The organism is Haemophilus parainfluenzae (genome assembly GCF_014931415.1).
Taxonomy (GTDB): domain Bacteria; phylum Pseudomonadota; class Gammaproteobacteria; order Enterobacterales; family Pasteurellaceae; genus Haemophilus_D; species Haemophilus_D parainfluenzae_AF.
In genome coordinates this window covers 805,865-825,788 of the sequence record NZ_CP063121.1, presented here as the reverse complement: position 1 = coordinate 825,788, position 19,924 = coordinate 805,865, and the positions used below count along the sequence as shown (strand labels likewise).

20 protein-coding genes are annotated in these 19,924 nt (G+C 39.4%); 3 read left to right on the top strand and 17 right to left on the bottom strand.

Going from position 1 to position 19,924, the window contains the following annotated elements; all coding sequences use genetic code 11:
- Window positions 1-4 precede the first annotated feature (4 nt).
- The 11 genes from INP93_RS04055 to menB all read right to left on the bottom strand — a co-directional run bounded on the left by INP93_RS04055 (window position 5) and on the right by menB (window position 10,896).
- A complete protein-coding gene (locus tag INP93_RS04055) occupies window positions 5-880 on the bottom strand; it encodes a DMT family transporter (protein WP_049384735.1) in 876 nt (291 codons plus the stop codon).
- A 16-nt stretch (window positions 881-896) separates the two neighbouring features.
- Window positions 897-2,321 (bottom strand): sodium/pantothenate symporter, encoded by a 1,425-nt coding sequence (gene panF, locus INP93_RS04050; RefSeq protein WP_014064733.1) that lies wholly within the window; start codon window positions 2,319-2,321, stop codon window positions 897-899.
- Window positions 2,321-2,575 carry a YhdT family protein gene (locus INP93_RS04045; RefSeq protein ID WP_049384736.1) on the bottom strand — a complete coding sequence of 85 codons (255 nt, stop codon included), beginning with the start codon at window positions 2,573-2,575 and terminating at the stop codon, window positions 2,321-2,323. Before INP93_RS04045 ends, panF begins: the two co-directional genes overlap by 1 nt.
- Window positions 2,576-2,589: 14 nt before the next feature.
- Window positions 2,590-4,038 carry a surface lipoprotein assembly modifier gene (locus INP93_RS04040; protein ID WP_197545209.1) on the bottom strand — a complete coding sequence of 483 codons (1,449 nt, stop codon included), beginning with the start codon at window positions 4,036-4,038 and terminating at the stop codon, window positions 2,590-2,592.
- A 64-nt stretch (window positions 4,039-4,102) separates the two neighbouring features.
- Window positions 4,103-5,176, bottom strand: a complete 1,074-nt coding sequence (locus INP93_RS04035) for a transferrin-binding protein-like solute binding protein (RefSeq protein WP_197545208.1) — start codon at window positions 5,174-5,176, stop codon at window positions 4,103-4,105.
- Window positions 5,177-5,440: 264 nt separating this feature from the next.
- Window positions 5,441-6,283, bottom strand: coding sequence for a Slam-dependent surface lipoprotein (locus INP93_RS04030; protein ID WP_197545207.1), 843 nt, complete (start codon window positions 6,281-6,283; stop codon window positions 5,441-5,443).
- 158 nt (window positions 6,284-6,441) lie between these two features.
- Window positions 6,442-7,788 carry an acetyl-CoA carboxylase biotin carboxylase subunit gene (gene accC, locus INP93_RS04025; RefSeq protein WP_197545206.1) on the bottom strand — a complete coding sequence of 449 codons (1,347 nt, stop codon included), beginning with the start codon at window positions 7,786-7,788 and terminating at the stop codon, window positions 6,442-6,444.
- Between the two features lie 60 nt (window positions 7,789-7,848).
- Window positions 7,849-8,307, bottom strand: coding sequence for an acetyl-CoA carboxylase biotin carboxyl carrier protein (accB, locus tag INP93_RS04020; protein WP_049363387.1), 459 nt, complete (start codon window positions 8,305-8,307; stop codon window positions 7,849-7,851).
- A gap of 159 nt (window positions 8,308-8,466) precedes the next feature.
- Window positions 8,467-8,919, bottom strand: coding sequence for a type II 3-dehydroquinate dehydratase (gene aroQ / locus INP93_RS04015; protein ID WP_115911477.1), 453 nt, complete (start codon window positions 8,917-8,919; stop codon window positions 8,467-8,469).
- A gap of 60 nt (window positions 8,920-8,979) precedes the next feature.
- Window positions 8,980-9,969, bottom strand: coding sequence for an o-succinylbenzoate synthase (menC, locus tag INP93_RS04010; RefSeq protein WP_197545205.1), 990 nt, complete (start codon window positions 9,967-9,969; stop codon window positions 8,980-8,982).
- Window positions 9,970-10,038: 69 nt separating this feature from the next.
- Window positions 10,039-10,896 carry a 1,4-dihydroxy-2-naphthoyl-CoA synthase gene (gene menB, locus INP93_RS04005; protein WP_197545204.1) on the bottom strand — a complete coding sequence of 286 codons (858 nt, stop codon included), beginning with the start codon at window positions 10,894-10,896 and terminating at the stop codon, window positions 10,039-10,041.
- A gap of 152 nt (window positions 10,897-11,048) precedes the next feature.
- Between menB and INP93_RS04000 the strand changes: the two genes are divergently transcribed.
- Together INP93_RS04000 and INP93_RS03995 are read left to right on the top strand one after the other, a co-directional pair.
- Window positions 11,049-11,618, top strand: a complete 570-nt coding sequence (locus INP93_RS04000) for a DUF5358 domain-containing protein (protein WP_420026361.1) — start codon at window positions 11,049-11,051, stop codon at window positions 11,616-11,618.
- Between the two features lie 190 nt (window positions 11,619-11,808).
- Complete coding sequence (locus INP93_RS03995) at window positions 11,809-13,467, top strand: phospho-sugar mutase (RefSeq protein ID WP_197545203.1); 1,659 nt, start codon at window positions 11,809-11,811, stop codon at window positions 13,465-13,467.
- A 61-nt stretch (window positions 13,468-13,528) separates the two neighbouring features.
- Here INP93_RS03995 and murQ read toward each other — a convergent pair whose 3' ends face one another.
- From murQ to INP93_RS03975, 4 genes are all read right to left on the bottom strand, one after another.
- The gene (murQ, locus tag INP93_RS03990; protein WP_197545202.1) at window positions 13,529-14,437 is read right to left on the bottom strand and encodes an N-acetylmuramic acid 6-phosphate etherase; all 909 of its coding nucleotides are present in this window, start codon (window positions 14,435-14,437) and stop codon (window positions 13,529-13,531) included.
- Between the two features lie 3 nt (window positions 14,438-14,440).
- Window positions 14,441-15,559, bottom strand: coding sequence for an anhydro-N-acetylmuramic acid kinase (locus tag INP93_RS03985; protein ID WP_197545201.1), 1,119 nt, complete (start codon window positions 15,557-15,559; stop codon window positions 14,441-14,443).
- Between the two features lie 126 nt (window positions 15,560-15,685).
- Entirely contained in the window at window positions 15,686-16,525 is an 840-nt protein-coding gene (gene ygfZ / locus INP93_RS03980) for a CAF17-like 4Fe-4S cluster assembly/insertion protein YgfZ (RefSeq protein ID WP_197545200.1), read from the bottom strand.
- Between the two features lie 8 nt (window positions 16,526-16,533).
- Window positions 16,534-17,397: a YicC/YloC family endoribonuclease gene (locus INP93_RS03975; RefSeq protein ID WP_197545199.1), complete on the bottom strand. Its 864-nt coding sequence runs from the start codon at window positions 17,395-17,397 to the stop codon at window positions 16,534-16,536.
- A 176-nt stretch (window positions 17,398-17,573) separates the two neighbouring features.
- Here INP93_RS03975 and INP93_RS03970 point away from each other — a divergent pair, with 176 nt between their 5' ends.
- Complete coding sequence (locus INP93_RS03970; RefSeq protein ID WP_197545198.1) at window positions 17,574-18,788, top strand: aromatic amino acid transporter; 1,215 nt, start codon at window positions 17,574-17,576, stop codon at window positions 18,786-18,788.
- Between the two features lie 42 nt (window positions 18,789-18,830).
- On the opposite strand, the gene INP93_RS03965 is transcribed toward INP93_RS03970, so the two are convergent.
- Window positions 18,831-19,466 carry a DUF421 domain-containing protein gene (locus tag INP93_RS03965; RefSeq protein WP_193451241.1) on the bottom strand — a complete coding sequence of 212 codons (636 nt, stop codon included), beginning with the start codon at window positions 19,464-19,466 and terminating at the stop codon, window positions 18,831-18,833.
- Window positions 19,466-19,921: a DUF3290 family protein gene (locus tag INP93_RS03960; RefSeq protein ID WP_049365274.1), complete on the bottom strand. Its 456-nt coding sequence runs from the start codon at window positions 19,919-19,921 to the stop codon at window positions 19,466-19,468. Before INP93_RS03960 ends, INP93_RS03965 begins: the two co-directional genes overlap by 1 nt.
- Window positions 19,922-19,924 lie beyond the last annotated feature (3 nt).

Genomic DNA, 19,924 nt, shown 5'->3' with positions numbered 1-19,924 from the left:
CCTTTTAATTAATTTCTTTATGTAACCATTTCGGTAATAAACTTACGCCTAGGGCTGAAGCCACAATAATGATAATCCCAAGTGCTGAAACAAGTGAAACCTCTTCGTTAAGCAATAATACCGCCAAAAAGACACCGAAAATCGGCTCAAGTGCGGTCAAAATTCCAGAGATTTTTGCATCTACTGAATTTAAGCCTTTATTCCACAACCAAAAGGCAAACCAACTGCATGCTACGCCGAGATAAATCAAACCGAAGAAACCAAGCCAGTTAAAATGGATATCCCAGCTTTCCGTCAGTAATAAAGTAAATGGCAGCATGGTGATGGTCGCTAATACGATAGAAATCGATGTATAGGCTTGAGCAGAAACCGTTGCTACCACTTTTTTCGTCCAACGTAAACAACAAGCAAATACAATACTTGCCGCAACCACTAATGAGCAACCCAATAAACTAATTTCACTTGCGCCTTCATTGCCATGCCCACCTAAAATTAAAATGGCCACGCCTAAAAAGGCAAAAGCGCCACACAACCAATGATACCATTTCGCACGATCTTGAAAGAAAAAATGCCCAATAAAAATCACACATAACGGCTCTAATCCAATCATAGTCGTTGCGCTCGCCGCGCTCGTATATTTTAAGCCAATAAATTGCAGCAAAAAGGTGGCTGTATAATTAAAAAAACCTAGCCACCAAAGCTGTTTTCGCATCGGTTTAGACACGCCTTTCCAACGACGAAAAAAGAGTGGCATCACAATAATTGCCGCCATGAATAAACGAACTTGGATCATCAAAATGGTGTCCATCATTGTAAAGGTGTATTTAGCGGCTACAAAGGCACTACTCCAAATAAACAATGCTAGGATTTGATAAACCATAAAGTGCGGTCCGTTTTTACTGTTTTTTTGTACCGAATTGGTTACCCAAGATGAAAGCTATCAAACCAAATACAAGTGCAGGCACAATCGCATTAAAACCAAATAGTTTGATACCAAATTGAGTCAGAAGCACATAACTGCTTAATCCCACCACCATTGAACTTATTGCCCCTGCTGCATTTGCTTTATCCCAATAAATGCCTAATACAATCACCCAAAGGAATGCGGCTTCTAATCCCCCGAAAGCAAATAGATTCAACCAAATAATCATATCTGGTGGATTCAGTGCCGCGAGAATTAGCAACGCCGATAAAATCAGTGTGATGACTGATGAAATACGGCTAATTCGTTTTTCATTCTTCGCTGCTTCAGGTTTGCTTGCAAGATATAAGTCTTTCACAAAAATTGAGGAGGATTGAATGAGTTGTGCATCAACTGTAGACATGATCGCAGACATCGGCGCCGCTAAGAAAATCCCTGCAACAATAGGTGGGAGCACTTCCAACATTAAGGTTGGAATGACTTTATCTGATACGGTCAAATCAGGCACAACGGCACGTCCTAAAGCACCCGCCAAATGCATCCCTAACATAATCACAGAAAGGACAATCGTCCCAATGAGCATACCTCGATGTAAGGCTTTACTGTCTTTGAAAGCCATGCAACGCACGGCTGTATGTGGTAAACCAACCACACCGAAACAGACTAGGATCCAAAACGATGCCATAAATTGAAAATCAAGCATTTCATTCGGGCCGTAAGGACTTACTAAGCTCGGATCAATTTCAGTTAATTTATTGACCGCACTTTCTACACCACCAAGATGGTAAATAACGCCCACTAATAGCACGATTGTGCCAAAAATCATTACTGTACCTTGAATCGTATCGGTTAACACGACTGCTCGGAAACCACCAATAAACGTATAAATACCAACCGTTAAGGCGAAAATAAGCAAGGCATGAGTGTAAGGAATACCTATCGTGGTTTCGAGCAATCTCGCCCCACCAATAAATTGCACAACCATGGCAGCAAAGAAGGCAAGCAACAATGCTAGACTGGAAATCCAAACGAGATATTTATTTTTATAACGATAGAGAAATAGATCATTGATGGTGAGTGCATTGGTTTCGCGAGAAAGTAATGCAAACTTTTTGCCCAATGCACCTAAGGCTAACCACACCGCTGGCACTTGGATCATGGCGAGTAATACCCAACCTAGCCCATATTTATAGGCAGCCCCTGGTCCTCCAACAAAAGAACTGGCACTGGCATAAGTGGAAGCCGTTGTCATCGCAAGCACAAAGCCCGTCATGGAGCGATTTCCTACATAATATTCCGTAAGGAAATCACCTTTACTACGTTTTACATAAGCAAATAATGCTGCACCAAAGATAAAGACTAAGTAGATGACCAAAGGGAGAATAATACCTAAATTCATTATTTATTCTCCTTTGACTCAACATCTAGCGGGATATCTAAAAAGACAATTTTGACAATCCAATACCCAATGACCACAAACAAAATGGGTAAATAAATACAAGATAATTCAAACCATAACGGAAAACCTATCGGCCCGGGTGAATCTTTCGGGAGATAAGCGCACACACACCACCCAATCACATAAAAAATTGCTAAACCTAATGCCCAGCGAGCTTCCTCAGCCGCTTGTTTATACCGCTGTGATAAATCCATTATGAACTCCCCCGTTAGAATGTTTTACCCATTTCAAGGAAAATACGATTTTTGTCGTAGCTATAAAATGGGTGATTACTTGAAACTCGTTGATAAGACCACGTAATTTTAGGCGTGATTCCCCAGAAGTAAAGATTTCTATGCCATAATGTTACTACAGATTGATATTCATTATTTTTCTGACGAATATTGAATAAATCAGCACCTTTGTAAGTTCTACGTGCATACGCAAGAGAAATGCGGGTTGAAATACCCCATCCCCACTCTTGTCCCCAACCTAAACGGAGATTTTTACGTTGATAAGCATTGTCTTCATCTCGTGTATTTTCACGATTATAATCAGCGCCTACGAACCAAAATTGACCACTCTTAGGAAAATAAGATAACGTATTTGACCAAAGATAGTTATTGCCATTCAAGTGTTTACGAGTGGTATAACGCTGTTCACCATATTCAAGTGCGGTTGAAATTTGCCACTTTTCATTCAGCCAATAGGTTAAATCTAAACGAGCACCTGAATTTTTCGAATACTGTTTCATTGACTCACTACCCGAGGAACCTCCTGCATACCATCGTCTTTCTGTAAATGGCATTACTGACATCTCGAAACGCGCGGTTTGATAACCGAATCCTGTGCCAACTCTACCATTAAATTCATTATATTTTTTATTATCCCAGTAATATTTCCCACTTCCCTCAATAGAAAATTTAGTGAAATAATTATGGGGTAATGACCATTTTTTCTCTGCTTCTGCAAAATAAGAAAAACCTGTTGCACTTTCGCGCTCCCAGGCATTCCAATTTCCAATGCGAGTACCTGCTTTTGGTGCATTGTTAATATTACTTTCGTTTAAGAAACTCAGACCACCTTGAAACTTCCACTGATCTCTGCGGTTAAGTGCCGAAAGATATTGGTCGATCATGGCGATAGACTCGGGCGAAACTTGTTCAGCTCTCAGTTTTTGGAATTGATCTTTGGCAGCCTCATTATCATTGTTTAAAAAGAGTGCTTGTGCTAACTGATAACGTAACGACAGAATGGTCGAATCTTGAGAAAATAGAGTACGATAACGCGTTACTGCTTCTGAAAAACGCCCCTCTTCGCGAGCATTAATCGCATTTGCCCACTCAAGTAAAAATGGATCTTGTTTAGGCAAATTTTGATACAACGGCAATAATAGTTGAACGGCTTCACTGTTATTTTGCAACACTGCAGGAATCAATCCACGTACGATCAAATCAGGATGTTTTGCCAATTCTTCTTTCGTAATAGAAAGTGTATGTTTATCGTCACGTTTTTTTGAAATTTGTGGCTTTTGAGTGGATAAATCCGGTTTCGCAAGCTGAAGCTGATCATCAAACCGCTCATCCCGAGGTTGAGGAGACTTCTCTGCTGCAAAAGAGAATGAACTAAGCAACAATGAGGAGCTTAAAAATAAAACAAGTTTCGATTGTGAAGTCATTTTTTATTCCTATAAAGAAAAATAAAGCAAGCCAAAGGCTTGCTTCAAAATTTACAAAAATTTTCTAATTTTTTCTAGCACCAAAAACACCAAATTTATCATTTCCTTGATAAGTTCCGGCTACTTCGTCTGCATCTTTTCCATAGAAGCCCCCTTCAACCTGAACACCTTGATTATTTGTTCCACTAAATTGATTGTCTTGAATTTTGGCAGATAAGGAAACATCATCAAAATGTACATTAGGAGAAAGAGCTCCCCCTGCAATATTATTTGATACAAGAACGTCCTTATGGCCTGTTTTAGCGAAAGAAATTGTTCCATTTAATGTTTTATCTGCAAAATTAGCCGTTAGTGTTACGAATGATAAGTTAGAGTCTAAGTAATCAGCCCGCTTCTCTACATGCATACCATTTCCAGTATAATTTGCAGTACCTGATTGTGGCATTTCTGTCGTTGGATTTACACCAAATGCGACATAATAATCAGAACCTAAAGCAGGCTCCGTAAATTTCCCCCAACGAATATTTTTATAGTTTTTGCCACTAACAGAACGCAATTCAGGATAATCAGCCTGTAGCACTTCTTTCTCATTCGTTCCAATGACTGGACGTTCGTAATACCCTGATGGAATAATTTCAATTTCATGACCTTCAACATTAACAAGATTAACGTTATTGTCATCATGTATTTGTCTTTCAATGAACGTCACTGTTTTATCTTCTTTATTAACCTCAAACCCCACTCGTTTAAGCGCGATTTGTTCAGCTGGTTTAGGTTGTTCAACTGGTTTAGGTTGTTCAACTGGTTTAGGCTGCTCAACTGGTTTAGGTTGCTCAACTGGTTTAGGCTGCTCAACTGACTTTGGTTGCTCAACTGACTTTGGTTGCTCAACTGACTTTGGTTGCTCAACTGACTTTGGTTGCTCAACTGACTTTGGTTGCTCAACTGACTTTGGTTGCTCAACTGACTTTGGTTGCTCAACTGACTTTGGTTGCTCAACTGACTTTGGTTGCTCAACTGACTTTGGTTGCTCAACTGACTTTGGTTGCTCAACAGGTTGAGTATTACTACTCCCACAAGCTACTAATGTTAGACTTGTAAGAATAATTAAGCTTAGTTTAGAGAGATTAAATTTCATTATTTTCCTCTGGTAAAAAGTAAATTTAAGTTATAAATAGATTTAAAATTTTTTCAAAAATTATTAATTGTAGATTATATAAAAACTAAACACTTCTAATAAAAAAGCGGACCAACTTGCGTTGTCCGCTTGATTTTATCACGCATCCTTAACTTTGTCTCTAACCTAAATAATAGATACCCTCTATCACCTTTTAAAAGTTAGATATTACAAATGGAATGCGAATTTAACTTTATCAATATCTGTAGTTAAAAATAGATAAAACTATTTCTTAGCCGCAAAAGCCGCTCCCCAAGAGTTATCATTAGCTTTAGCTAAACCACCTAATTCTTTCGCATTTTCGCCGTAGAATTTTCCTTCAGCTGTACCTTGAGAATTTAACAAATCTGATTTAGCAGTACCTGAAAAACCATTTCCTGAAATATTTGCATCAATTTTCACAACATCAACATTAGCAGCGCTAATCGTCCCTGCTAATTTTTTATTACCAAAATCAGCTGTGAAGCTTGAAGAACCCTTTACATAATCTTCATCAGGTAATTTATCTGTATCTGCTGTAATAATGCTATCTCCAACATAGGATGCTACACCAGATGATGGCATTGAAGTTGTTGGGTATCCGTTATAAAACAAGATATCATCTTGACTAGGATCTTGGCTCTCAATTGCTCCAAAACGAACATTGCTATAAGAACCACAACAAACTTCTAATTTACCATTTAACTTCATACCATTAATCGTTTGGGCTGAAGCTACTGTCCAACCTCTTGCACTAATACCTGGACCAAAACCGATAGGAATATCTTTTCCATCAACATTAATTTTATATAAATTTGCTGAAGTAAGCGCTACAGTTTTAGTTGTAACATTTCCCTTATTATCTGAATCAATTACGATTACACCACCTGTCTTATTATTTAAAGATGGTGATGCTGAATCGCTTACATTGTTCTTATTTTTAGTAGTCTGAGTCGCTTGAGCGGTTTGTTTATCTTTTGTTGGAGCTTGACTACTACTTCCAGCATCACCACCGCCACTACTTCCACAAGCAGCTAATGTTAATGCAGCTAAAGCTGTTAAACTAAACTTTAAAATAGTATTTTTCATAATTTACCTCTTAGGTTGTTAACGAAACACAATTAATAGACAGACGTAACATAAATTTATGTATATTTGCATCTTATCATAAAATTAATAATATTATATATACCTATATAAAAAATAAGGTAAAGACAATATTTGTCTTTACCTTAATAATTTATAAATTAATCATACATTCCTAATTTCTTCTCTAAATAGTGGATATTTGCACCACCTTTTTGGAAGTTTTCATCTTCAAGAATAATTTCATGAAGAGGGATATTGGTTTTGATACCGTCAATGATCGTTTCTGATAATGCATTTTGCATACGACGGATTGCTACATCACGAGTATCACCGTATGTGATTAATTTTGCGATCATAGAATCATAATGCGGAGGAACGGTATAACCACCATACACATGAGAATCCCAACGAACGCCTAAACCACCTGGTGAGTGCAAGTGTACCACTTTACCTGGAGATGGTAAGAATGTTTTTGGATCTTCTGCATTGATACGACATTCAATTGCATGACCTTTCACTTTAATATCTTCTTGTTTATAAGAAAGTGGTAAACCAGCCGCAATACGCAATTGTTCTTTCACCAAATCCACACCAGTAATCATTTCTGTTACTGGGTGTTCGACTTGAATACGAGTATTCATTTCGATGAAATAGAACTCACCATTTTCATATAAGAATTCAAATGTACCTGCACCGCGATAGCCAATTTCAACACAAGCCTTCGCACAACGAGAACCAATATCACGACGAACTTCTTCTGTAATACCTGGCGCAGGCGCTTCTTCCACGACTTTTTGGTGGCGACGTTGCATAGAACAATCACGTTCTGCAAGATAAATTGCATTACCGTGTGTATCCGCTAAAACTTGAATTTCAACATGGCGTGGATTTTCTAAATATTTTTCCATATAAACCATGTCATTATTAAATGCTGCTTTTGCTTCAGCTTTTGTCATCGCAATGGATTCTTCAAGTGCATCTTCGCTACGAACGACACGCATACCACGACCACCGCCGCCGCCAGATGCTTTGATAATAATTGGATAACCAATACGTTTTGCAATTTCTTTATTTTTCGCGATATCGCTACCTACAGGACCATCAGAACCCGGTACACAAGGCACGCCCGCTTTTTTCATTGCTTTAATTGCAGAAACTTTATCCCCCATCAAACGAATGACGTCTGCAGTTGGGCCAATAAAAATAAAACCAGAACGCTCAACTTGCTCTGCAAAATCTGCGTTTTCAGAAAGGAAACCATAACCAGGGTGAATCGCATCCGCACCGGTTACTTCTGCTGCGGCAATAATGGCAGGAATATTTAAATAACTTTTTACAGATGGCGCAGGTCCGATACAAACTGTTTCATCTGCAAGTAATACGTGTTTTAAATCACGATCGGCGGTAGAGTGAACCGCCACAGTTTTAATGCCTAATTCTTTACAGGCACGCAAAATACGCAGTGCAATTTCACCACGGTTAGCAATCACAACTTTTTCTAACATAACAATTTCCACTTGGGTGAAAAAATGGCGAGAAAGCTCGCCATTTCAGATTGATAGGGATTATTCGATAACGATCAATGGTTGATCAAATTCAACTGCTTCGCCATCATTTACTAAGATTGCTTTTACCACACCAGCTTTGTCTGCTTCGATACGGTTCATCATTTTCATTGCTTCAACGATACAAAGTGCATCGCCTACTTTGACTGTTTGTCCCACTTCAACGAAAGCTTTCGCTTCTGGGCTTGGGCTACGATAGAACGTACCTACCATTGGTGAACGCACTTGGTGGCCAGAAACTTCAGCGGCTGGCGCTTCAGCAGGTGATACAGGTGCTGGCACTGCTGCCGGAGCCGCAACCGGAGCGACTGGCGCCGCTGCATATTGAATTGCAGCAGGTGCAACAGCTGGTGCCGCACGACTAATACGTACTGTACCTTCTTCTTCTTGCACTTCTAATTCAGTGATACCCGATTCTTCTACTAATTCAATCAGTTTTTTGATTTTACGAATGTCCATACGCTCTTCCTAAAAATAATAATGAATTGTTAACCGCACTTTCAGAATTGATTTCCAAAGTCCGGTCATTTTGAAACCTGTTTTTGTGTCGGCAAGATTACCGCAAAATCACGCACTTTGCGATAAATTTCTGCGAAAATCTGTAAATTTTGTGAAATTTTATGCTTTTTTATTTAAAAAATCTAACGCAAATTGGAGAGCAAACTCATAGCCTTTTGCACCTAAGCCACAAATTACCCCTTCAGCCACATCACTAAAGTAAGAATGATGACGGAATGGCTCGCGTTTATGTACATTAGACAAATGAATTTCAACAAAAGGAATTGACACCGCTAGCAACGCATCGCGCAATGCAACACTGGTATGCGTATAAGCTGCTGGGTTAATTAAAATAAAATCCACTTTCTGAAAACTTTGATGAATTTTATTAATTAACTTTTCTTCGCTATTTGCTTGGAAACACTCCAAATTCACATCATGCTGCGCAGCAAGTTTACCCACATTTTCTTCAATGGCAGATAATGAAAGTGAACCATAATGTTTTGGTTCCCTTGCGCCCAACATATTCAAGTTCGGGCCATTTAACAGCAAAATATTGAATTTTTTTGACATTTTCACATCCTTTAACTTGTGCGAATTATAGCGATTTTTTATGTAATGGTGGTCGTATCTCTATGCAATTTTGGTAATAAATTCTGAATTCAAATCAATTAACGGTAAATCTGAGCCTGGCCATGCACGTAATACCTGATGTTGCATTAAGTTCAATGTATCCAGTCCAGGTGTCACATTGGGGGTATATTGCGCTGCAATACGAGCGAGTTGTGTCAATCCAAGACTACTTTCAATACTCGAGCTGATCACCGCTTTTATACCTAAACTATGCGCTTGTGCAATCAGCTTTTGACAATCTTGCAGCGAGCCAATCAATGTTGGTTTAATCACAATGGCGCTTAAGTGCGGTTCTTTTTCTAAAAGAAAATCTGGCTCTCGCACACTTTCATCCCAAGCAATATTTATGCCTGTTTGAGCGGCAAACTGGCGGCTTTCTTCACGGGTTTTACAAGGTTCTTCCAAAAATTGAATGCGAGAACGATGTTGTAGTTTTACTTTCTCCGCAAATTTTAATGCCTTTTCTAAGGTCCATTGACGATTCGAATCTAGACGTAATTGCAAATCAGGAATAGCTTCAAGAAACATATCCGTAATCAAACCATCACGATTTGCTTCATACATACCGACCTTAATTTTAGCCACTTTGTCACCTGGCATTTGATTCAGTTCTGCATATAATTCATCAGGATCGCCATAGCACAACGGTGCAGTATGATAGTTACCTTCCTCATTTAAATAACGCTTCATCTCATCCATCGCCGTGCTAATACCGAAAGCAACAGAAGGATAGCAACCGTCAAGGGGCACCCTTGGCGCTTCACAGCTCGCATGACACCAATTCGTTAGCCATTCAAGTGCTTGCTCTTGCGCTTGATCAAGGGTTTCTTCGCTAAACCCTGGTAAAGGTGCGATTTCTCCCCATCCATCACGGCTACAAGCAACACGCACGATTAACCCCTCACGACGTTTTAAAAAACGTCCACGTAAAATTAACTGACTATCGACAGGAATAGAATAACGATAAAGATTAAATGATTTGGTTTCCATCTTATTCTCCTTGATGACAAAAGTGCGGTTAAAAACACACTGATTTTTAACCGCACTTTTATGTTCAAATTAAGGGTTGCGTCTGAATTTGCTGAAGTCTGGTGCGCGTTTCTCGTTAAACGCGTTACGGCCTTCTTGACCTTCTTCAGTCATATAGAACAGCATGGTTGCGTTACCCGCGAGCTCTTGTAAACCTGATTGACCATCACAGTCTGCATTTAATGCGGCTTTTAAGCAACGTAATGCAATTGGGCTGTTACGTAACATTTCACGGCACCAACGCACAGTTTCTTTTTCTAAATCTGCATAAGGCACAACAGTATTCACTAAGCCCATATCTAATGCTTCTTGCGCATTATATTGGCGGCATAAGAACCAAATTTCGCGGGCTTTTTTCTGACCCACTAAACGCGCCATATAGCTTGCGCCCCAGCCACCATCAAATGAACCCACTTTAGGGCCAGTTTGACCGAAAATCGCATTGTCTGCCGCAATCGTTAAATCACATAACATATGCAGTACGTGACCACCACCAATTGCATAACCTGCGACCATTGCCACCACTGGTTTTGGACAAGTACGAATATCACGTTGAAAATCCAATACATTTAAGTGATGTACACCGCTTTCATCTTTGTAACCGCCGTAGTCGCCACGAATTTTTTGGTCACCACCAGAACAGAATGCTTTTTCGCCCTCACCGGTTAATACAATTACGCCGATTTTTTCATCGAAACGCGCGTTAGAAAACGCATGGATCATTTCTTTGACTGTTTGCGGACGAAATGCATTACGCACTTCCGGACGGTTAATCGTGATTTTTGCAATACCATCAATCGATTTGTGGAAACGGATATCAGTATAACCTTCGCTATGGTCAACCCACTCAACTGGTGCATATAAAACATCATCTTTTGGATTTTGCATTGTTCTTTCCTTTATAAGTGTAAAAAGTGCGGTCATTATAGCGGAAGTTTTTTAGTTCGGGAAAGAAAATCACTTCTCAATTAGAGAATCACTTTACAATCAGATTGTTGTTGTTAAAATTTTGTCATTCTAGATGTTATAAGGAAATTTAAGTGAAAAAAATTATTTTTTTAAGCAGCATCATGTTATTGAATGCTTGCAGTTTATTTGGTTCATCACAATCAACTATTCCTGCTGAATTCGCACAAGCAGACTACCTTCTGTCTGATGCCAATGCAAAAACATGGGCTATAGCAAGTAAACAAGCTGAACAATGTATCTATCCAAATTTAACTCGTATTCAGCAACAACATTTTGCAAAAGAAGATAGCTATATTCATTCCCAATATGTCTTTTTCTATCCGTTAGAAAAAATCATCGGTGAAGATTATGTAAAAATGATTCAAAAAGATGAAAAATCGATGAATTATGCGACATATCAATTTAAGAAATTCCGCGCAGAACTTGGTGATGTCGATGCATTAGAGCCAAAAGCTTGCCAAGTCTTACGTACTCAGGCAAAAGAAGATTTGGATGTCGTGAAAGGGCAATATGTAAATGGTATGGTGGATGAAACCAAAAATGATGATGGCACATTGAAGAAAACGGGTGATGGCATTGCCACCAATCAGAACAAATTCTTCTTTGATATTATCAAATGGGGTTCTGCTCTTCTTCTCTAATTTTTATTATTTTATATAAATTTATATCTCATTCACGGCGTAAATATTTTTTACGCCGTTTTTATATCAAGAGAAAACGGTTGCGATCAAAAAAAGCTTAAATTTTCAGTAAAAAAGCAAAATAGTCATTTAAATTAAAGTCATTTTCAGCTAGTCTAACAAGAATTAGTTTTTACAAGGAGAAAACATCATGACAACGCTTTTTGATATTGCACAAAACTGGTTAAACCAAGATCCTGATGCAGAAACTCATGCAGAATTAACCGCACTTTTAACCGCGGCGAAAAATGGTGATGAAAAAGCACAATCTGAATTACAAGCTCGCTTTAGTGACCGTTTACAATTTGGTACTGCTGGGCTTCGTGGACCATTACAAGCAGGCCCTATGGGGATGAACCGTGTTTTAGTGGCTCAGGCAGCAGGTGGTTTAGCAGATTATTTAAAAGATTACGACAAACAACCTTCTATCGTGATTGGTTATGATGGTCGTAAAAACTCTGATGTTTTCGCACGTGATACCGCTGAGATCATGGCGGGGGCAGGCGTGAAAGCTTATTTACTTCCTCGTAAATTACCAACTCCAGTATTAGCTTACGCAATCCAATATTTTGATACCACCGCAGGTGTTATGGTGACAGCAAGTCACAACCCACCAGAAGATAACGGTTATAAAGTGTATTTAGGCAAAGCGAACGGCGGTGGCCAAATCGTTTCTCCAGCAGATAAAGATATCGCTGCATTAATCGACAAAGTCGCAGCGGGTAATGTAAAAGATTTACCTCGTAGCCAAGATTATGTGGTGTTAGATGATGAAGTGGTTAACGCTTATATCGAAAAAACCGCTTCTCTTGCGAAAGAACCAGAAGCAGACATTAACTACGTTTATACTGCAATGCACGGTGTAGGCTATGAAGTATTAAGCAAAACCTTAACCAAAGCGGGGCTTCCACAACCTCATATTGTGGCAGAACAAGTATGGCCAGATGGCTCATTCCCAACAGTAAACTTCCCTAACCCGGAAGAAAAAGGTGCATTAGATTTAGCTATTAAAGTAGCAAAAGAATACAATGCAGAATTCATTATTGCCAATGACCCAGATGCAGACCGCTTGGCGGTAGCTGTTCCAGATGCACAAGGTAACTGGAAACCTTTACACGGTAACGTAGTCGGTTGTTTCTTAGGTTGGTATTTAGCAAAACAATATCATGCAAAAGGTGAGAAAGGCGTATTAGCGTGTTCTTTAGTATCTTCTCCAGCGCTTGCTGAAATTGCGAAAAAATACGGCTTCCAATCAGAAGAAACCTTAACCGGCTTCAAATACATCGGTAAAGTTCAAGGCTTATTATTCGGTTTCGAAGAAGCGCTTGGTTACTTAGTTGACCCTGATAAAGTACGCGATAAAGATGGTATTTCTGCAGCGATCGTGTTCTTAGATTTAGTGCGTCACTTAAAAGCACAAGGTAAAACCTTAGCGGATTACGCCAATGACTTCACGCAAGAATTCGGTGCTTATGTAAGTGGTCAAATTTCTATTCGTGTAAGCGATTTATCTGAAATTGGTAAATTAATGGCCGCACTTCGTAACACACCTCCAGCTGAAGTAGGTGGCGTTAAAGTGGCACAATTCATCGACCACACTAAAACAGATCGTCAAAGCGACATCCTTGTATTCGTATTAGAAAACGGTAGTCGCTTAATCGTTCGTCCATCTGGTACTGAACCGAAAATCAAGTTCTATCTTGATGCGCGCGGTAAAGATCCAAAAGATGCGGATCACGTTTTAGCACAATTTGATGAAGGCGTTCGTCAAATTCTGCGTCAAGATGCTTACGGTAAACAAGATTGCTAATTGAGCAAACTATTAAATGATAAAAAACGCTAGGTTTGATGCCTAGCGTTTTTATTTTTACTTATTTCAATGTAAGTTGTAACTTGCCCTGATGTTTTTCTAATAAAGCCTCTGCTTGAGCACGATCTAGTCCACTCAGAATCATCATAATTGCTAATTTCGCATTTTGGTCGGCAAGCTTTAATGTCTCTTCTGCGAGCGCTTTATCGCAATCCGTAGCTTGCATCACGATACGAATGGCACGAGCTTTCAGCTTTTCATTGCTTGCCTGCACATCCACCATTAAGTTTTGATAGCATTTGCCCATTAAGATCATGGAAGCCGTAGTGAGCATATTCAGTACTAATTTTTGGGCAGTACCCGATTTTAAACGACTCGAACCAGTCAGCACTTCTGGCCCCACTACCGTATCAATGGCAATATCCACAATATTTGCCATCGCTGAATTCGGATTACTTGCAATCGAAACGGTCACAGAACCTAAACTTTTCGCATATTCCAATGCACCAATCACATAAGGTGTTCGGCCACTAGCTGCAATACCCACCAAGACATCTTTTGAGGAAAATTGAATGGTTTGTAAGTCAACCACGGCTTGCGTTTTGCTGTCTTCTGCGCCCTCAATTGGATGACGTAATGCGCGCTCACCGCCTGCAATAATACCTTTCACCATTTCAGGTGACACACCAAATGTTGGCGGGCATTCAGAAGCATCGAGTACGCCTAATCGACCACTGGTTCCAGCGCCAATATAGACTAATCGACCGCCTTGTTGAAATGCTGCAACAATACGTTCGACCGCTTGGGCAATTTGAGGTAAACATTTCTCAATTGCCAAAGGCACTTGTTTATCTTCCTCATTCATTAACTGCACAATTTCTAATGCAGACAAGCTATCCACATGCATGGAATTGGAATTCCGTTGTTCAGTAATTAAAGTTGAAAGGGTTTGTAATAAATTCTCTGCCATAGTTTATTCCTTTGGAAAAATTGCCCCTAAACTGACCGCACTTGTGGCGCCTGTTACACTCGGCAAATTAGCCGGCAAATTATGCATACGACGATAGGCCAACCAAGCAAAAGCTGTCGCTTCCACATAATCAATATCAAGATCTAATTCAGTCGTCAGCTGAATACGCCAACTTGGCAATGCTTGTTTTAAGCCATTCATTATCGCCTGATTTTTAGCGCCACCACCACAAACAAGTAATCGGCATGGTAATGTCGTCTGAATATTGTTAAGGGCTAAAACGATACTTTGCACGGTAAATTCTGCCAAAGTGGCTTGCACATCTTGTGATAAAAGTGCGGTCGTTTTGCCTACTATTTTTTGAATTTTATTCTCTAACCAAGCTAAATTAAATAATTCACGCCCCGTGCTTTTCGGTGGTGGCAATTGAAAGAAATCTTCATCTAATAATGCCGCTAACAAATCTGAATTCACTTGACCTGACTCCGCCCATTCACCATTTTTGTCATAAGCTTTTCTTTGATGCTTTTCGATCCATTGGTCGAGCAAGGTATTACCGGTTCCTGTATCAAAGCCAATGACAGGCTGTTCGGGTATCAATAAGGATACATTACTAATGCCGCCAATATTAAGCACCACTGTTGCCCAGTTAGGATCAAAAAATACCGCTTGGTGAAAGGCGGGTACTAAAGGCGCCCCTTGTCCACCGAATGCCATATCTTTACGGCGCAAATCACCAACGACCGTAATACCTGTTTTAGCGGCTAATAAATTCATATCACCGATTTGCATGGTAAACGGAAATTGACCTTTTGGGGAATGCCACACTGTTTGTCCATGACAGCCAATGGCTTCGATCTGTTCTGGTTTTAACTGGTATTTATGTAAAAAGGTATTTACGCAATCGGCATACAGTAAACCAAATTGATGGTCAAGTTCTCCCAGAGCCTGTAATGTAGTTGTGCCTGATTGAATAAGTGCGGTCACTTTTTCGCGTAAATTTGCCGACATCGGTGTAAAATCTGCCGCAATTAATTTGGTTTGATTAGATTGGATATCAATAAGGGCAATATCCACTCCGTCAAGGCTGGTGCCAGACATGATGCCAAGATAATAAGTCATAGTGTTCAATTCATGAGTTTTTCAGAATTATAGCGGATTTTAAAAAAATAAAAAAAGAGAGAACATTGTAGTTCTCTCTTTTCATCATTTATGATTCTTATAAGTCATCAATGACTAAATCGTTTTTTAGCTATTGATGGAATAAGGTAACGGTTCAATTTTCAGAACGGAGCCATCTTCAGGTAAACGGAAATGCGTCCCTTCTTCTAAATCATTATTCATCACCACTTGCAACCATAACACGCCGTCAAAATTGACCGCACTTACGATCGTCCCTGTTTTACGCCAAGCTGTTTCTAACTGCATTTCTATTTCGCTGCCGATTTTCGGTGTAACCGTGGTTTCCCCCGAAAACACATACATCGCACGTTTATTGGCACCACGATATTTGGCTCGCGCGACAGTTTCCTGCCCGATATAACAGCCTTTCGTAAAAGAAATCGCTTGTTCGATAGCTTGTAGATTCAATGCCTGTGGGATAAATTCATTTTGTGTTTCCGCACTCAAGCTTGGTAAGCCCGCTTGAATATCCGCACAAAGCCATTGTTTTTCATCGCCATTAAAGGTGACATCTAACGGTGTAGGATTGAGCAAAATTGTGCGATTTTCATCAATATCCAAGGTAATTTGCGCTTGAATTCGACCGCACTTTTCACCAATTAAGCCGACAATTTGCCAGTCCAATACTTGAAAAGTCACTTTTGAAAACACGGCGTATTTTTTTAAATGATCGAGTGGAGCAAATAAATTTTTCGGCATTAAAATCAAAAACTGCTCTGCAGAAAGCTTAATTAAGCGGAACAACGAGTTCATTTTGCCTTTAGGATCACAATGCGCTGTAAGCGTTGAAGCGCCTGCTGCCAAATGCACCACATCACAAGTTAATTGGCCTTGCAGATATTTCTCCGCATCTACGCCCGCCACTTCCACCAAATCATATTGGTTTAATGAAATAAATGTTGCCATGATTTTCCCTATTCAAGGTTTTGAATTTGCTCACGCATTTGTTCGATTAATACTTTTAATTCCACGGCAGAAGCGGTGATATCAGCATTAATGGATTTTGATGCCAACGTGTTAGATTCACGATTCAGTTCTTGCATCATAAAATCCAGTTTACGCCCCACTGCTCCACCTTTTTTCAAGATATTGTTGGTTTCTTTCACGTGCATTTGCAGACGATCTAATTCCTCCGCCACATCCACACGTTGCGCCAATAAAATCATTTCTTGTTCGACACGTTGTGGATCTAGTTGAATCTTCGCTTCTTCAAAACGTTGCAATAAACGCTCACGCTGCCATTGTAAAACCGCTGGCATTTGTGACCGCACTTTTTCAGCTTCTACCGTAATACCATCAAGACGCTGTTGAATAATGGCTTGCAATTTTTCGCCTTCACGGCCACGCATTGCAATAAATTCCACCAACAATTCATCAAAAGCTGTCAACAAATCTTGACTGATGGCATCTAGATCTTGCTCAGCCGATTCCACCACGCCAGGATAACGCAATACATCTGCTAAATTGATTTCACCCTCGCCAGCTTGCGCCTTAATCCATTGTAAAGATTGAATCACTTGATTCGCTAATTCTTTATTTAAATTGAGCTCAGCCGTTGCTTGTTTTTTGCTATCAATACGCAATGAACATTCAATTTTACCGCGGGTGAGATTTTGACGAAGTTTCTCACGCAAAGCATTTTCTAAACCTCGGAATTGCTCTGGCAAGCGGAAAAAGTTTTCCAAATAACGTTGGTTAACCGAACGAATTTCCCAAACTGCATCGCCCCAATCTTTCTTGATTTCAAAGCGTGCAAAGGCTGTCATACTATAAATCATAAGCGCTCTCCTACTATTGTCTCTTGTCTTAATTGATTTGCCGGCTATTTTATCGGGAAAGTGCGGTCATTTCTACCGTACATTTTGTAGAAGAATTTTGTTTCTTCTACTTTACACAATGTAAAGATTAAAATACAATCATCGTAAATTTATCATTACAACCAAAGGAAAGTAAAATGAACAAGACTGTGGGAAGTACCTTGCTTGTAGCAGGAACCATGATTGGTGCGGGGATGTTGGCAATGCCGCTCACCTCTGCAGGAATTGGTTTAACGGCGACGGTTTTCTTATTAATTGGCTTGTGGGCGGTACTCACATTCACCGCGTTGTTATTCGTGGAATTGTATCAAACCGCTGACAGTGATGCAGGGATCGGCACACTTGCTGCACAATATTTTGGTAAGGCAGGGCGAATTATTTCCACTGCTGTTTTAATTGTCTTTTTATATGCCTTAATTGCCGCTTATGTGAGTGGTGGTGGTTCCTTATTAATGGATTTACTCCCAGCCATGGGCGATAAAGACACCATGAATAAGATCACGGTGCTTGTATTCACCATTTTCTTTGGCAGTTTTATTGTCATCGGTACCCATAGCGTAGATAAAATCAATCGCGTTTTATTCTTTGTGATGATTGCCACTTTTATCTTAGTTCTCGCATTAATGTTACCAAACATTAAATTTGATAACTTAATGGCGATGCCGATTGATAATGCCTTAATTATTTCTGCAAGCCCTGTATTTTTCACAGCATTTGGTTTCCATGGTTCCATTCCTAGCTTAAATAAATACTTAGACGGCAACGTGAAATCCTTACGCATTGCGATTTTAGTCGGTTCTGGCATCACGTTATTTGCTTACTTTTTATGGCAGCTTTCTACGCACGGCTTACTCAGCCAAAATGAGTTCTTACAAATTTTACGTGAAGACGCCACATTAAATGGCTTAGTGAAAGCAACCTTAGAAATCACCCAAAGCCCAATTATTGCGAATGCGGTAAAAATCTTCTCCACTTTGGCGTTGGTGACTTCATTCTTAGGGGTGGCATTAGGTTTATTAGAATGTATCGAAGACTTACTCAAACAATCTTTTGATATTCATGCAGGACGCATTTCATTAGGTTTAATGACCTTTATTCCACCGGTGCTTTTCTCCCTTTTCTATCCAGAAGGTTTTATTCTCGCACTGGGTTATGCCGGTCAAATGTTCGCGTTCTACGCAGTGGTTTTACCAGTAGCATTAGTTTGGAAAGCACGCAAAATTCATCCAAACTTGCCATACCGCGTATGGGGTGGGAAAGCATTGTTAGTGATCGTCTTAGTGCTTGGGGTGATTATTACTTCGATTCCTTTTGCTATCCGAGCCGGTTATTTACCTTTTGTCGTGGGTTAAAATGAGCATAAAAAAGACCGCACTTTTTAGGTGCGGTCTTTTTTATTTGTTTTCATATGAATGTGCCACTAACTGACCATTCAAGTATTCGCCAATATACACTTGCTCAATCGTCAGGTTCTGTTTTTCTAACTCAGCTTTAACCCATTCTTCATCACGATCAATAATTTCTAAAACATCATCATCTAATTGTCCATCAATAATTAATGGATAACGTAAATCATCATCACCGTATCGAATAATCGAAAGTTGTCCATTTTGTTCAAATACCGCACGTTTAACCGTTTTGATTTCATAAATACCGGCAGCACGTAACTTAAACATGAGGTCATTAGCAGTAATACTGTTTTTCATACATTCAGCAGTTTTTACCTTGCCGTTTGAAATCACCCAAACAGGTTTACCATCAATCAAAGATTTAACTAATTTGTTATGATTTTTGATAAAACGGAGGGTAAAAACCAATAATGTCCAAAGCACGAGCACGAGAGAGAACTGGAATACCCCAATACTATCGCTATAAATCACACCACCAATAATGCCACCTAGCACATAGTTTTGTACCTGATCCATCGCGGAAGTCGGTGCAAGGTTACCTTTTCCCATTAAGTTAATTTGGAGTACCAGTCCAATAATACCCATGGCCAATTTCAAGCCTAATAATGTGTAGCCATCCATTATTTATCCTCCTTATCAATCACAGTAACATTAGGGTTTACTAAGTTAATTGGGGATAAGGTATACGCTGAAAAATCATTATTAAAATGGACTTCGAAATACTGATCCCGAATATTTAAAATCATGCCGTTCATTAATGTACGGCTATTGGTACGAATATCTTCTTTCTGTAAATTTTGACTATCTTTCACCGAATTTAAAAATGTCACCACGCTAGAGATATCAGCTGCATAGACTTCATTTTGCTCATATTGCTTATATTGCACACCGAGCAAGAAAATAATTAATAAAAGAAAGATAATACTGAGATCGCGATATTTGGTTTGTAACCGATGACGTAAATATAAGCTTGTCACCACAAGCAATGCACCTAACGAGACAAAAATGGCGATATATTTAAAATAACCTTCAAAAGACATCGCATTTTCTAAAAAAGCAAAAGAGAAAAAAGACATTTG

Bases quoted from the DNA above. Each gene is read 5' to 3' on its own strand.
- INP93_RS04055 (WP_049384735.1), bottom strand. From the start codon at position 880: ATGGTTTATCAAATCCTAGCATTGTTTATTTGGAGTAGTGCCTTTGTA.
- panF (WP_014064733.1), bottom strand. From the start codon at position 2,321: ATGAATTTAGGTATTATTCTCCCTTTGGTCATCTACTTAGTCTTTATC.
- INP93_RS04045 (WP_049384736.1), bottom strand. From the start codon at position 2,575: ATGGATTTATCACAGCGGTATAAACAAGCGGCTGAGGAAGCTCGCTGG.
- INP93_RS04040 (WP_197545209.1), bottom strand. From the start codon at position 4,038: ATGACTTCACAATCGAAACTTGTTTTATTTTTAAGCTCCTCATTGTTG.
- INP93_RS04035 (WP_197545208.1), bottom strand. From the start codon at position 5,176: ATGAAATTTAATCTCTCTAAACTAAGCTTAATTATTCTTACAAGTCTA.
- INP93_RS04030 (WP_197545207.1), bottom strand. From the start codon at position 6,283: ATGAAAAATACTATTTTAAAGTTTAGTTTAACAGCTTTAGCTGCATTA.
- accC (WP_197545206.1), bottom strand. From the start codon at position 7,788: ATGTTAGAAAAAGTTGTGATTGCTAACCGTGGTGAAATTGCACTGCGT.
- accB (WP_049363387.1), bottom strand. From the start codon at position 8,307: ATGGACATTCGTAAAATCAAAAAACTGATTGAATTAGTAGAAGAATCG.
- aroQ (WP_115911477.1), bottom strand. From the start codon at position 8,919: ATGTCAAAAAAATTCAATATTTTGCTGTTAAATGGCCCGAACTTGAAT.
- menC (WP_197545205.1), bottom strand. From the start codon at position 9,969: ATGGAAACCAAATCATTTAATCTTTATCGTTATTCTATTCCTGTCGAT.
- menB (WP_197545204.1), bottom strand. From the start codon at position 10,896: ATGCAAAATCCAAAAGATGATGTTTTATATGCACCAGTTGAGTGGGTT.
- INP93_RS03995 (WP_197545203.1), top strand. From the start codon at position 11,809: ATGACAACGCTTTTTGATATTGCACAAAACTGGTTAAACCAAGATCCT.
- murQ (WP_197545202.1), bottom strand. From the start codon at position 14,437: ATGGCAGAGAATTTATTACAAACCCTTTCAACTTTAATTACTGAACAA.
- INP93_RS03985 (WP_197545201.1), bottom strand. From the start codon at position 15,559: ATGACTTATTATCTTGGCATCATGTCTGGCACCAGCCTTGACGGAGTG.
- ygfZ (WP_197545200.1), bottom strand. From the start codon at position 16,525: ATGGCAACATTTATTTCATTAAACCAATATGATTTGGTGGAAGTGGCG.
- INP93_RS03975 (WP_197545199.1), bottom strand. From the start codon at position 17,397: ATGATTTATAGTATGACAGCCTTTGCACGCTTTGAAATCAAGAAAGAT.
- INP93_RS03970 (WP_197545198.1), top strand. From the start codon at position 17,574: ATGAACAAGACTGTGGGAAGTACCTTGCTTGTAGCAGGAACCATGATT.
- INP93_RS03965 (WP_193451241.1), bottom strand. From the start codon at position 19,466: ATGGATGGCTACACATTATTAGGCTTGAAATTGGCCATGGGTATTATT.
- INP93_RS03960 (WP_049365274.1), bottom strand. From the start codon at position 19,921: ATGTCTTTTTTCTCTTTTGCTTTTTTAGAAAATGCGATGTCTTTTGAA.